General features: G+C 39.7%; 10 protein-coding genes. 6 read left to right on the top strand and 4 right to left on the bottom strand.

Annotated features, from left to right (window positions below; translation table 11 throughout):
- Positions 1-11: 11 nt before the first annotated feature.
- Positions 12-1,163, bottom strand: coding sequence for a DNA polymerase III subunit (locus tag ACEXOE_RS06920; RefSeq protein ID WP_394748012.1), 1,152 nt, complete (start codon positions 1,161-1,163; stop codon positions 12-14).
- A 125-nt stretch (positions 1,164-1,288) separates the two neighbouring features.
- On the opposite strand from ACEXOE_RS06920, the gene ACEXOE_RS06915 reads away from it, so the two are divergent.
- From ACEXOE_RS06915 to ACEXOE_RS06905, 3 genes are all read left to right on the top strand, one after another.
- Positions 1,289-2,476 carry a phosphoglycerate kinase gene (locus ACEXOE_RS06915; RefSeq protein ID WP_394748011.1) on the top strand — a complete coding sequence of 396 codons (1,188 nt, stop codon included), beginning with the start codon at positions 1,289-1,291 and terminating at the stop codon, positions 2,474-2,476.
- 123 nt (positions 2,477-2,599) lie between these two features.
- A complete protein-coding gene (locus ACEXOE_RS06910) occupies positions 2,600-4,237 on the top strand; it encodes a lytic transglycosylase domain-containing protein (protein ID WP_394748010.1) in 1,638 nt (545 codons plus the stop codon).
- A 15-nt stretch (positions 4,238-4,252) separates the two neighbouring features.
- Positions 4,253-5,248, top strand: coding sequence for a DUF4837 family protein (locus ACEXOE_RS06905; RefSeq protein ID WP_394748009.1), 996 nt, complete (start codon positions 4,253-4,255; stop codon positions 5,246-5,248).
- Positions 5,249-5,727: 479 nt separating this feature from the next.
- Here the strand turns inward: ACEXOE_RS06905 and ACEXOE_RS06900 are convergent, their stop codons facing one another.
- The 3 genes from ACEXOE_RS06900 to tatA form a co-directional block, all read right to left on the bottom strand.
- The gene (locus ACEXOE_RS06900) at positions 5,728-5,898 is read right to left on the bottom strand and encodes a DUF6747 family protein (RefSeq protein WP_394748008.1); all 171 of its coding nucleotides are present in this window, start codon (positions 5,896-5,898) and stop codon (positions 5,728-5,730) included.
- A gap of 303 nt (positions 5,899-6,201) precedes the next feature.
- Complete coding sequence (locus ACEXOE_RS06895) at positions 6,202-8,685, bottom strand: OmpA family protein (protein ID WP_394748007.1); 2,484 nt, start codon at positions 8,683-8,685, stop codon at positions 6,202-6,204.
- A gap of 348 nt (positions 8,686-9,033) precedes the next feature.
- Positions 9,034-9,219 carry a twin-arginine translocase TatA/TatE family subunit gene (tatA, locus tag ACEXOE_RS06890; protein ID WP_394748006.1) on the bottom strand — a complete coding sequence of 62 codons (186 nt, stop codon included), beginning with the start codon at positions 9,217-9,219 and terminating at the stop codon, positions 9,034-9,036.
- Between the two features lie 201 nt (positions 9,220-9,420).
- Here tatA and ACEXOE_RS06885 point away from each other — a divergent pair, with 201 nt between their 5' ends.
- From ACEXOE_RS06885 to ACEXOE_RS06875, 3 genes are all read left to right on the top strand, one after another.
- The gene (locus tag ACEXOE_RS06885; RefSeq protein WP_394748005.1) at positions 9,421-10,290 is read left to right on the top strand and encodes a M23 family metallopeptidase; all 870 of its coding nucleotides are present in this window, start codon (positions 9,421-9,423) and stop codon (positions 10,288-10,290) included.
- Between the two features lie 6 nt (positions 10,291-10,296).
- Positions 10,297-11,796: a GH3 family domain-containing protein gene (locus ACEXOE_RS06880; protein WP_394748004.1), complete on the top strand. Its 1,500-nt coding sequence runs from the start codon at positions 10,297-10,299 to the stop codon at positions 11,794-11,796.
- A gap of 95 nt (positions 11,797-11,891) precedes the next feature.
- Positions 11,892-13,574, top strand: coding sequence for a DUF6909 family protein (locus tag ACEXOE_RS06875; RefSeq protein ID WP_394748003.1), 1,683 nt, complete (start codon positions 11,892-11,894; stop codon positions 13,572-13,574).
- The last annotated feature ends 1 nt before the right edge of the window (position 13,575 follow it).

The following is a 13,575-nucleotide window of genomic DNA, read 5'->3' as shown; positions in this document are numbered from 1 at the left end:
CACACAAAAAATCAGGCTGCCTTTTTGTGCAATAAACGTGTTAGTTTTATAGAGAGATCTGTAAATATTATTTTGGCGTTGCCATTGCGTTCTATGTGGTACATGGCCTTCTCCAGTTCTTCAATAATGACCAAGACATTGCCTTCATGGATAAAGGGAGCGAATTTTTCCAATTGAAAGCCTTCCATATGAATGCGCATATAAGCAAGCTCCTTTACATTATAATTCAACAGCATGGCCTGGCGGATAATGGCAAGGCAATAGTGTAGAAACTTTTTTTGAGTTTCCCTGCCGTTTTTGGACAGCTCCTCTCCCCAAAGAATTAGATCGTGTATGGCCGTCTTATTTCCCTTGGCCTTAAACGCGCTCCGTACCCATTGCACAAACCATTTTTCAAAAACCAAATCTTCGGAATCCTTGTTCATAAGATCCAAGGCCTTATTGAAATTCCCATTTGCTTCATGCGCAATGCGCAAGGCTTCTTCGCGAATCAAACCCTTTTCGGTCAGTGCCTGGGCAATAGGTTCTTCCGCCAAGGGCGGGAAATGTAGAATTTGGCATCGGGAAAGAATCGTTTGAATAATTTGCTCTTCATCCTCAGCTAAAAGCAGAAAAACGGTCTTTGCCGGAGGTTCTTCCAACAATTTTAAAAGTTTGTTGGCCGCGGCGATATTCATTTTGTCCGCCATCCAAATGAGCATTACTTTATATCCTCCCTCATAGGATTTTAAAGACAATTTTTTGACAATATCCTGGGCCTCATCAACCCCAATTTGTCCTTGTTTCTTTTCTATGCCGATCAAACGGTACCAATCAAATAGATTTCCATAGGGTTGCTCCTGCACAAATTGTCGCCATTCTTCCATGTAATGATTGCTCACAGCATGACTTTTCACCTTATTGGAATTCGCCACAGGAAAGGCAAAGTGGAGATCGGGATGCGAAAGGGAATTGCACTTTATATTGCAGGCCTCAAGGCCACTCTCGTTCTCTCCTTCGCTATTTCCGCACAGAATATATTGCGCATAGGCCAGAGCCATGGGTAAGGTTCCGCTTCCTTCTGGCCCTATAAATAGTTGGGCGTGTGATATACGCCCTGCATCTGCACTCAAAGCAAGATGATTCTTAATATGGGAAAGTCCTAAAATCTCCTTGAACAACATAGCTCCAAAGATAGTTTTTTGTAATCAAACGATATAGTGCATAAATTCAAATAATTATGGCTACGGTATAGTATCTACAACACATAAATTTCTACATTTGCTTTTCTCAAAACTCTTATAGCGAAATGACAACAATTGACAATTTTAATTTTGAAGACAAAAAGGCCTTGATCCGAGTAGATTTTAATGTGCCTTTGGATGCCGAATTCAACGTAACGGACAGTACGAGAATTGAAGCCGCAAAGCCCACAATTATTAAAGTATTGGAAGATGGCGGAAGTGCCGTATTGATGAGTCATTTGGGAAGACCTAAAGGGGCTATTAATCCAGATATGTCCCTTGCCCATATCTGTGATAAAGTATCCGAGCTTATCGGAGTGCAGATAAAATTTGTCAATAGTTGTGTGGGAGAAGAAGCGGAAAAAGCCGTTGCGGACCTAAAGAGTGGAGAGGTCTTGTTATTGGAAAACCTAAGGTTTTATGATGGAGAGGAAAAAGGTGAGCTTACCTTTGCCGAACAGTTGTCCAAAATGGGAGACATTTATGTGAACGATGCATTTGGAACGGCGCATAGAGCCCATGCCTCAACAACAGTAGTGGCCCAATTTTTTCCGGGAAATAAATGTTTTGGATATCTTTTGGCACAAGAGATAAGCTCTATTGAAAAAGTAATGAGCAGTGGCGAGAAACCGGTAACGGCAATATTGGGCGGGGCAAAAGTATCTTCCAAAATTACCATTATCGAAAATATTTTGGACAAAGTAGACCATTTGATCATAGGCGGTGGAATGACCTATACTTTTGTAAAAGCCCAGGGAGGTGAGATTGGAAATTCAATTTGTGAAGATGATAAAATGCCTTTGGCCTTGGAGATTCTAAAACAAGCTAAAGAAAAAGGGGTAGAAGTGCATATTCCGGTTGACGTTTTGGCAGCGGACGACTTCAGCAATGATGCCAAGACCACCATAGTGGATGTGGATAAGATTCCGGAAGGATGGCAAGGTTTGGATGCTGGGCCAAAAACACTGGAAAATTTTAAAGCAGTCATATTGGCCTCAAAAACTATTCTTTGGAACGGGCCTATAGGGGTTTTTGAAATGCAAAGTTTTGCAAAGGGGACAATCGCTATCGGAAATTTTATTGACAAGGCAACGCAGAAAGGTGCTTTCTCTTTAGTGGGAGGCGGGGATTCTGTTGCGGCGGTAAAGCAATTTGGTTTTCAGGATAAAGTAAGTTATGTTTCTACCGGAGGCGGGGCCATGTTAGAAAGTCTTGAGGGCAAGACTTTGCCTGGAATTGCCGCAATAATGTAAGGATAAACGAGTTATATCTATACTAGGAATTCTTTGTTTCGGGGCTACTTTACTGAGTAAAATTTTTGGGTCTCGAAAAAAAGTGCGATTTTCGCTAGTCCCCTATAGGGTAAAGGACCGTTTATGATTGGAATTAAGAAAATAGCTTTTGCTACAGCATTACTGCTCTCCACAGCTTCTCTGCTGGCACAACAAACCGATACTATTCCCTCAAATAATGCGAACCTTATGGTGAAGGATAGTCTCGTGGATTCTCTGCGAACCAGTGCAGCCCAGAAAAATTTAACGCTGAAATCAGCCCCTGGAGCGCTAAAAGATAATAAGATTGTTTTCAATGCTGTAAAGGAAGGGAAAACATATGACCTTCAAGATTATTCCCAAGCAGCTAAATACGATAGTCTATGGTTGAACGAACTGCATAATAGCGCCGCTCTTTTTGATTCCATGCATGCTACGGTAAGCTCTCTAGAGATTGATTCCGTCTATCATCAGAGCTTGGATACTGAAGTACTAAAGAAAAGGCTGGAAGCCTTGGATCAAAAAACACCTTTTAATATTGCGTATAATCCTTCGCTTGAAAATGTCATAAAATCCTTTTTGACCAGGAAAAGAGATTTAATGGAGCGTATGCTTACCGTAAGTCAATTTTATTTTCCACTTTTTGAACAGGAATTGGACAATTATGACATTCCTTTAGAGATCAAATATTTAGCTATAGTAGAATCTGCATTGAACCCCAGGGCAAGATCAAGAGTAGGTGCAACGGGGCTTTGGCAGTTTATGTATGGCACCGGAAAAATGTACAAATTAGATGTGAGCAGTTATGTGGACGAAAGGAGAGATCCCATTGCGGCAACCAAAGCGGCTTGCGAATACCTTTCCAAGCTTCATGATATTTTTGGAGATTGGGATTTAGCATTGGCCGCCTATAATTCGGGTCCGGGAAATGTAAATAAGGCTATCCGAAGGTCTGGCGGCTATAAAAATTATTGGAATATTCGGCGAAACCTCCCGCGAGAGACGGCCGGATATGTTCCTGCTTTCTTGGCGACCATGTATCTTTTTGAATACGCCGAGGAACATGGACTAAAAGGTAAAAAAGTGGATCGTCCTTATTTTGAAACAGATACCATTCATGTTAAAAGCCTTATTACTTTTGATCAAATTTCAGAGCTTGTAGGCATATCGGTTGCCGAATTGGAGGTGCTGAATCCATCGTATAAATTGAATATCATTCCCGTGGTGGAAGGTAAAAACTATGCGTTGCGATTGCCAGTACACCAGATGGGAAAATTTGTAGCCAATGAAACGGCAATTTATGCGCATGTGGCAGAAGAATTGAAGAAAAAAGAAAAGCCCTTGCCTAAGCTGGTAAAGTCCGACAACCGAATACGATACAGGGTTCGAAGCGGAGATTTTCTAGGAAAGATTGCTAGACGGTACGGGGTCCGCGTGAGCGACATAAAACGATGGAATGGTTTACGGAGTAATAATTTAAGAATAGGGCAACGACTTACTATTTTTACCAGAGGCCCAAGGCCAAGTACGGCTAAGGCTTCCAAGAAGACTACAAAATCCACTTCAAAGGGGACTGCGATTGCCGGTAAAAAAACCCATATTGTGAAGGAAGGAGACTCTTTGTGGACCATTTCCAGAAAATATCCTGGAATTTCTATTGAAAATTTGCGAGAATGGAACGGTATTAGTGGTAATAATTTAAAACCAGGTACACGCTTAAAATTGTGCAACTGTCCATCGTAAACGATTATGAATATTATGAGAAAAATTGGGATACTACTTTTTGCCCTTTGTATAGGGGTAACTTCCTGTAAAGATGAAAAACAGACCGATTATTTGCCCGGCTCCATTGGTTCTATCAATACCATTGCCGTGGTAATTGACAACGACCTTTGGGAAGGAGCTGTAGGGGATAAAATAAGAGAACATTTTGCGGCCCCATTGGTAGGACTACCTTGGGAAGAGCCGGTGTTTACCATTAATCAGATGCCCCATAAAGTCTTTTCGGGCTCTATACGAAATACAAGATCTATTCTGTATGTACAAAAGGATTCCCTGAATATTGCCCACATCAAGTCCGACCTCTATGCCGGACCACAAAAAATAGCGGTGATAAAAGGGCGTACGGAAGAAGAGATTATTCAAAACATCGATGCGAAGGCAGATGAGATCATTGCTGCACTCAAAGAAGTTGAAATTAAAGTGCTGCAAAAACAGTTTTCAAAATTATTGAACAACGATCCCGTACTACAAAATGAATTTGGAATAACATTGGACATTCCTTCCCTATTCACCACAGGAAAAAAAGAAGATAATTTTGTTTGGATAGATCGGCAAATTCAAAAGGGGACGATGAATATTATTGCCTATGAAATGCCTTGGGATAGCTTTAGCGTAGACTCTACTTTTGTAAAGGACATTGTTAAAATGCGGGATTCCATAGGAAAGAAATATATTCCAGGACCCGATGTTCCAGGGAAAATCACCCATATGATGACAGAAAAAGCGTTTGCTCCATCGGTATACCCTGCAGAGATATCCGGGATGAAAGCTGCAGAAGTGAGAGGTATTTGGGAAATCAACAATTACCCAATGGCGGGCCCATTCTTAACCTACATCATCAACGATAAAGCAAACAAAAGAAAGATTGTCCTGGAAGGCTTTACCTTTGCCCCTGCTACGGAAAAAAGGGATTATATGTTCCAATTGGAAGCCATACTTAAATCTGTGAAATTTTACGCACCCAAGTCCTAAAAACCTTGCTTTTTGGCGGTGCCCTATAAAATAAAAATCCCCGGAGGAAACTCCGGGGATTTTCGTGTTAACGAAAAAAACTATTGAAAAATAAATCGTTGTTAAGTTTTACCAATAAACGCCAGAAATGAACGAATTAAAAAACACAATGTATAATACGGTTAAAATATGGCGCTGATTGCAGAAATTTCATGCACATAAAATTTATAACAAACACATTATTAGCGCTTAACAAGAGTATAAAGGTTGGGATTTAATTTAAGAACCGCTAATAAATCAGTTGAGATGAAATATATATGGGTTAAACAAGCAGAATAAGGGAACTTTAAGGGCCTAGAGGCGTTTTTGAGCATGAAAGGTAGAGGAAGAGTTTTAATGCATATGAGACTGATTTTAAGACCGGCTTGATGTTTAGATATCATAAAATAAAAAAGCGCCCATATGGGCGCTTTCTTATTCAATGGTTGGTAGTTATATATCTATTCAAAGGCAAAGCCTGTGGATATTCTAAATACGAATGCATAAAGCACAATTAAAAAGACCGCAAAACAGAACCATGTCAGGGCTTTTAAAAATGACTTTACAAAGGCATTTCCAAGATTCCGGAATGCCTGCATGTAAATTTCCTTTATAAGTAAAGATTTTTTCATGATAAATTTTTTTAGGTTAAGTTATACATCTATAACTCCAAACTCTGCTATTACGTATTTTAGAAGGTTTGTTTGTTGTAAACGAGTACTATAGCGTTGTGAAATGAATGCTTTTTATAGCTAATCCTATTCGTTTTTGATGAGAGTTTTAGGTGCATGCATTCCATTGGTTTCCCTGAAGGCCGGGCCAGATGGGTAATACGAGTGAACCGGTATTGATGCACTTACAATGAAACATAAAAAAACCGATGCTCAGCCCTGCTGAACATCGGTCTTAATGTGGGGATAATTATGTTTTAAAGCTTACATTTTCACGATAATAAATTCAGAACGTCTATTGCGACGATGCTCGGCCGCACTACAGGCTACCGATCCGTTACAATTGTTCAATAAACGTTCTTCTCCATATCCTATGGCACTTTCGATACGGGAAGGATCTATACCTTTGGAGATAAGATAATCACGGGTAGATTTGGCTCTTTTATCCGATAAGTATTTGTTATAACTTCGTTTTCCTCGAGAATCGGTATGCGATTCTATTTTAATGACCATATCACCATATTCCGTCATAACTTCAACCAACCTATCCAGTTCTTGACCTGCATCGGATTTAATGTTTGACTTGTCAAAATCAAAATAGATCATTTCCGTTTTCAACTTTTTAATCCCATCTTCAATAGCAATCAATTCTTTAAGTCGTTTCAAGGAAACATCTACACTGACCACCTCATTTTCTTTGGTAGTGACCAATTGTTCATTTTCAAAATAATCTCCTTTAACAGTTTTGATGGTATATTTTGTGGAGCTTTCCAAATCTTCAAAAACAAAACTTCCGTCATCATCTGTCATCACCTCTTTTATTTTAATATTGTTTTCATCCAATAGCATAACGAGGGCCTCTGGCATCACCTCTTCGGATACCAGTTCTGTTACCACACCAGTTATAGCGTTGAGGTTTTCCGGCGCTTCCTCAGGAAGTATGCGTTTAAAGGAATAAATATCATCATCCCCTTTTCCGCCAGGTCTATTAGAAGCAAAGAAGCCCTTTTGGGTTTCCTCATCCACAATAAAAGAAAAGTCGTCTTTATTACTATTCACTGGTTTCCCCATATTTTTTACTTCTTGAAAACCTTCTTCATCATAGGCCACTTCAAAAACATCGAGTCCACCGAAACCTGCATGCCCATTGGAGGAGAAATACAGTTTTTTCCCATTGATGAAGGGAAACATTTCTTTTTGCTCCGTATTGATTTCCGGCCCAAGGTTTCTGGGTTCGGAAAAATTGCCATTCTCAAGAACATCTACAACAAAAATATCCGTACCGCCTATACTTCCCGGCATATCGGAAACAAAATACAATTGTTTTCCATCGGGGCTTAGGGCAGGGTGGCCAGTAGAATAACTATCACTATTAAAGGGGACTTCTTTAGCGTTGGTCCATTCCCCATTTACTTTACGGGAAGTGAAAATTTTAAGGTGACTCACGCCTTTTTTATCCCGTTTTAATTTCTTGGAATAATTGTTTCGCGTAAAGTACATGGTAGTATTGTCCGGAGAAAAAGTTACCGATGCCTCGTGATATTTGGAGTTCACTTTTTTAGAAAACTTTACGGCATTTTTTAAATCCTCGGACTCTTTGTTCATTTTGGCCACATAAAGGTCAAGGTAAGGTTGATTATTCCATTTATACCGACGGGTATTAAAGACGGCAGAATCCATGGAAGAAGCGTAAACCACTTGATCATCGTTATGGAACATTGGGGAAAACTCGGAATATTTTGTGTTGATGGATAAGTTTTTGATATCGATTGTATTGACCAGGCCATTCGTATTATCCATTGCTACAGGATCCCTACCCATCCTTTTGTTGACAAGGAGGTCCCGTTCTGTTTTTTTCAATTTTTTATTATAAATACGCATTAGCCTTTTAGCCCGACCGTATTTTCCAGTTCCTTTTAACGCATGGGCGTATTTGAATAAATTGTCGGCAGACATTTCGTTTTTGTAATTTTCATACAATATGGTGTACCATTTGTGGGCTTTTTCCATATTGGTATTGAAATAGTGCGAATCCCCAGCTTTTTGAAGTATCTCATAAGAGTAGGCCCCTTTTCCCTTGCTTAAAGCTTTTTCATAAAGATCGGCAGCTTCTGCGTACCACATTTTGTTGAAGTATTGATCTGCTCGTTTGATGAGTCTTTTTTGCAGCGGGGTAATTTTCCCATTTGGAGTATCCTTGGACGCTTGTAACAGATCGTAACCTACTTCTTCTAGAGGAATCTTTTCCGAGGCTATGGAAGAGGCTGTATCCTCTTTAGAAGTAGAGGTCTCTTGTACCTGCATTTCGCCATGCTTAATATTCATGATCCAAAGCGTTTTATGATAAGATTCATTAAGGTTGGATTGGGATAGGCGCAAGGCATCCTCCCATTCCGGGAGGTACGCCAAATAAACATATTTTAAATTGTCTGCAGGATTGGTAATGTATTTTGGATCAAGCCCTTTTTTACGCATTTTTCGGAGAAAGCGTTTCAAGTAGCGTTCTTTTCCAAATACATTGGCTATGATATAGTAACCCTGGGCTACATCGTCTATACCCGTAAATGTTTTGCTCTTAATTTCTTTTTGATCCAGGCTTGGTTCTCGGTCGTTTTGTATGCTATTGCCATGATTTTGCAATGCGATGGCATTTTCTTTCCCTAAGGTGTTCATTCGGGGATTCCCTAGCCCTTGTGCCGGTACGCTCATGGATAGAAGAAAAAGAAAAATACAAAGGAAATTTTTCATAAATGGTTTTGGTTAGTGGTAAGGAGTATCCCCTTTACGTGCATAGGTACTTTGAAGTTTTCATGTGGTTTTAATCTCTTCAATTTCGTAACTGTAATTATGCAAGGTTAAAAATAAAGGCTCTTGGGCACAGAAATTATTTTTTGTTGTGAACCTATGTTTTTTTGTAGGGAAAGTGCTGGTTTTGAGTATATTTTGCTATCACAAGGAACAATATTGGGAGGCAAAGCGTGTGGATGAGACTGTAACCAATAAAATACCAATTAGTATTTTATTGGTTGGAAAACTAAAAAAACCCTCATGGCATACATAAGGGTACATTGCTGTTCCATTAGGAATCTAAGCGTATTATTTTTCGTTTTTTTCTTCTAATTTTTCATCTTCCTTCGAAGCATCCTTAAATTCTTTGATTCCACTTCCTAATCCGCGCATCAATTCAGGAATTTTTTTCCCTCCGAACAATAAAAGGACCACAACAACAATCAATATGATTTGAGGGGCTCCAATAGCTAAAAAAATATTTGGTAAGATCATGATACATATATTATATGAAACAAAGGTACTAAAAAAGTTAGAAGAATGCTGTTAATGACCTTGGTAAGATAATTTTTAAACGAGAATCCGTCCAAATTTAAATTTGAAGCGTATACCATAATAGATTTCGTTTAACTGGGATTTTATATATTTTCGCACTTATATCCCAATAATACGATTGGAAATGTATCTTTGTTAAGCATGGCCAAAAAAGAACAGAAAAGAAAGGAAATCAGGAGAAAACTCTTGCATAAGTACCGTTTGGTGATACTTAATGAGAGTACTTTTGAGGAAAAGATATCCTTTAAACTTAGTAGGTTGAATGTTTTTGTTACAGGTTCTCTTTTTATCATTGCACTGATTGGGCTAACCACCTTATTGATTGCCTTTACTCCCTTAAGGGAATATATCCCGGGCTATTCCTCCACGGCCCTGAAACGGCAGGCAACGGAATTGAGCTATGAGACGGACTCATTGGTACGAGAACTCATAAATACCAATAGGTATTTAGAGAATATCCGTCTGGTTTTGCGAGGAGACATTGAAAATAACGAGATTAACAGGGATTCTTTGTTTGAGCAATTTAAACTAGACCCGTCAACGATTGACCTTAACCCAATTCGGGAAGATTCCCTTTTGCGAGCCGAGGTTGCCCTAGAAGACAAGTACAATTTATTTGAACGGGCAAACAGCAATACCAATCTGGTGCTTTTTTCCCCGGTAAGCGGAACACTTTCCCAAAAGTATGATGCCGATAAAAAACACTACGCCGTAGATATTGTAGCCCCAAAAGACACTCCTGTTAAGGCAATAGCCAATGGGACGGTTATATTTTCTGAATGGACCACTGAAACGGGATATGTCATTATTATTGAACATAAAGATGGATTGCTTTCCGTATATAAACACAATGGCTTTTTGCATAAAAGCCAAGGAGACGTAGTTCGTGTCGGAGAGGTCATATCTTCAGTTGGAAATACAGGGGAATTAACCACGGGGCCTCATTTACATTTTGAATTGTGGAGTAACGGAAACCCGGTGAATCCCATGGATTATATTGACTTTAAATAAAGCGCAATGTCCCTAAAGTCCTTTGCAGCAAAGCTATTTGCCAAAAAAATTACCAGAGAAACAAAGAAGTGGAGCAATGCCCCTGTGGAAACCCAAGAACAGGTTTTTAAAAGCTTGATTGCCAATGCGCGACAGACCCAATTTGGAAAAGATCATGATTTTGATCAAATTCATTCCCATGCCGATTTTATACAAAAAGTTCCTATTCGGGATTATGAAGGGCTTAAAACTTATGTGGAAAAAGTGGTTGCCGGGGAGCGGGACATTCTTTGGCCGGGAAAACCAAAGTATTTTGCGAAAACATCTGGAACCACATCTGGGGCCAAATATATCCCTATTACACAGGAATCGATTAAATTTCAAATAGAAGCTTCGCGCAATGCTATTCTCAATTACATTGCTGAAACAGGGAATGCAGATTTTGTTGACGGCAAAATGATTTTTTTGCAGGGCAGTCCCGTATTGACAGAAAAGAACGGCATACAATTGGGGAGACTTTCCGGTATTTCCGCCCACTATGTGCCCAATTATCTTCAAAAGAACAGACTCCCTAGCTGGGAAACCAATTGTATTGAGGATTGGGAAACCAAAGTCGATGCCATTGTGGAAGAAACCAAAAAGGAAGATATGACCGTAATAGCGGGTATTCCTTCCTGGGTACAAATGTATTTTGAAAGACTGGAAGCAAAGACTGGTCAAAAAGTTGGAACACTGTTTAAGAATTTTGGATTGTTTATTTACGGAGGGGTAAATTATGAACCCTATAGAGCCAAGTTTGAAGCACTGATCGGTAGGAAAGTGGACAGTATTGAACTGTTTCCTGCCAGTGAAGGATTTTTTGCATATCAGAATGCCCAGCATGAAAGAGGAATGTTGTTGTTGCTGAATTCGGGTATTTTTTATGAATTTGTAGCTGCGGACGACTTCTTTTCTGAAAACCCAAAACGTCTTACTATCAAGGATGTGAAGATAGGCGTCAACTATGTAATGATTATTTCCACCAATGCGGGACTTTGGGGGTATAACTTGGGAGATACCGTTCAGTTTATTTCTGTTAAACCCTATAAAGTAATAGTCTCTGGAAGAATTAAGCATTTTATTTCTGCCTTTGGGGAACATGTTATCGCAAAGGAAGTCGAGGAAGCAATGCAACGCGCTATTGCAGGGACAGATGCCAGAATCAATGAATTTACCGTTGCCCCGGAAACAAACCCTACCACTGGACTACCCTACCATGAATGGCTAGTAGAATTTGAGAATCTTCCGGAAAATATGTCCAAGTTTATAGACATTTTAGACCAAAGCTTACAAGAACAGAACAGCTATTATTTTGATTTGATCAGCGGAAAAGTATTACGCCCTCTAAAAGTTACAAGAATACGATCTGGAGGCTTTCAGGCCTATATGAAATCCATAGGTAAATTAGGGGGCCAGAACAAGGTACAACGCCTATCCAATGATAGAAAACTGGCCACAGGCCTGCGGTCGTATACCGAAGAAGGGTAGCTAAAATTAATAAATTGAATTCTAAGGCTTTTCCTGACCGAAAATAACACCTTGCCATCATAATTTTTAATTGTAATTTTACAAGAATTTCTTTTATGAACGAAACAAGCAATACTACACGGGCACAGGAATCTACAAATGCCATTGAGCGTTTGTACATTACAATGAGACATCTATTTAATCGAGGCTTTTATAAGCCCAGCGGTGTCTCAGGGCAAGCTTTGCGCTCGGCTTTACTGCAATTACGACCAGAGATATATGGTTCTATTGCCGAGGAGAAGGCAGAATTGAATGGTTTAATTTACGTGTTGGAACGATTGCCAGAGGGAATAGAACAATGCCGCTTTATTAGTTTGACTTCGGATGAGGGCTATCGGAATTCACATTTTAAAGCCATTGTGCCCCCAAAAAGAAGAAGAAATTGCTATAGGATCGACAAGGAGCAAATGAATATTGAGATTACCAGAGGGCGCTCTGATATCTATGACATACTCACACACTTAACCTTCCTTTTTATAGAATCGCAAAAAATATGTTCCCAGGTATATTTGGAAGATTCCAACAGTACCACTCGGGATTGGGATAAATTGGAAGCGGCTATTGGGAAAGGAAAGCTTACCCAAGCAGAACGTGAGGTTGCCCTGATTCATACTGCCAATATTTTGGGACGCTCCTTTATAGAAATTGTTGAGGTGCACAGAAAACTTGCCACCAAAGACAACCCAGAACGATTTTTGAAAATTATTTATTGGCTTGGAAAACTGGCCCTTGAAGAAGAAACGCTCGGAAATAAAAGAGAAATTAAATTCACGGGCTTGCTACGGGAACGCCTGGGGCACCACATTCATGGGGAACGATGGGCAAATACGGTTAAAGAGACCTTGATAAAACACGGTCTCCTAGAACGACCCATACATATTATCAGTGCCAATATGCACAGTGTCATGAATTCGCTTTTTGCGAGAAAAGTATTGGCCAAGGAGTTTCCGGATACAGATTCCCTGGAAATTTATGAGGCCTTAAGTTCCTCCAAAAATACCGCACTTCGAAAAAAAGTAATAGCGAAAGCCGAAAAAAACGGAATGATTTCCATTCCCGATATTTCTGGCACCAATATCGATGTCCAGATATTTGACATGGCAAAGACCGGTAAGGATATCTGTTGTTACGATATGTCCAAAGCTCTTCCCGATGATAAGAAACCCGTCATTTTTGTCATGGATTACGCTTTTGGGGAACAGGCCTATGAAACTATAGACGAGCTTTTGAAGCCCTATAAAGGAAAGGGAGAACCCCTATTTTTAAATGTTACTTCCCTGTCCATTATGGGAAAGGCCGGTATTTTAGAAGGAGGTAAAGGGGATTTGATGATTCCTTCCGCACATATTTTTGAAGGAACGGCGGATAATTACCCTTTTGAGAATGCCCTATGCGCCAAAGATTTTGAGGGTTACGGATTAAAAGTATTGGAAGGCACCATGGTTAGTGTATTGGGAACTTCCCTCCAGAATAAGGACATTCTAAAATTTTTCTACGAATCTACCTGGAATGTCATTGGATTGGAAATGGAAGGTGTACATTATCAAAAGGCCATACAATCTGCCTCAAGGATACGGAAGAGTATTCGTGAGGATATTACCGTGCGCTATGCCTATTATGCCTCGGATAATCCTTTGGAAACAGGAAGTACCCTGGCTTCGGGAGGTTTGGGAACAACGGGGGTAAAACCTACGTACTTGATTACCGATAAAATTTTAGAACAAATATTCAATTCATAAA

This window comes from Spongiimicrobium salis (assembly GCF_043678055.1).
Taxonomy (GTDB): Bacteria; Bacteroidota; Bacteroidia; order Flavobacteriales; family Flavobacteriaceae; genus Spongiimicrobium; species Spongiimicrobium salis.
The sequence above is the reverse complement of the archived record's forward strand: the minus strand, read 5'-3'. Positions and strand labels throughout refer to the sequence as shown.

Coding starts and splice junctions, on each gene's coding strand:
- ACEXOE_RS06920 (WP_394748012.1), bottom strand. CDS start 1,163: ATGTTGTTCAAGGAGATTTTAGGACTTTCCCATATTAAGAATCATCTT.
- ACEXOE_RS06875 (WP_394748003.1), top strand. CDS start 11,892: ATGAACGAAACAAGCAATACTACACGGGCACAGGAATCTACAAATGCC.
- ACEXOE_RS06895 (WP_394748007.1), bottom strand. CDS start 8,685: ATGAAAAATTTCCTTTGTATTTTTCTTTTTCTTCTATCCATGAGCGTA.
- ACEXOE_RS06915 (WP_394748011.1), top strand. CDS start 1,289: ATGACAACAATTGACAATTTTAATTTTGAAGACAAAAAGGCCTTGATC.
- tatA (WP_394748006.1), bottom strand. CDS start 9,219: ATGATCTTACCAAATATTTTTTTAGCTATTGGAGCCCCTCAAATCATA.
- ACEXOE_RS06910 (WP_394748010.1), top strand. CDS start 2,600: ATGATTGGAATTAAGAAAATAGCTTTTGCTACAGCATTACTGCTCTCC.
- ACEXOE_RS06905 (WP_394748009.1), top strand. CDS start 4,253: ATGAGAAAAATTGGGATACTACTTTTTGCCCTTTGTATAGGGGTAACT.
- ACEXOE_RS06880 (WP_394748004.1), top strand. CDS start 10,297: ATGTCCCTAAAGTCCTTTGCAGCAAAGCTATTTGCCAAAAAAATTACC.
- ACEXOE_RS06885 (WP_394748005.1), top strand. CDS start 9,421: ATGGCCAAAAAAGAACAGAAAAGAAAGGAAATCAGGAGAAAACTCTTG.
- ACEXOE_RS06900 (WP_394748008.1), bottom strand. CDS start 5,898: ATGAAAAAATCTTTACTTATAAAGGAAATTTACATGCAGGCATTCCGG.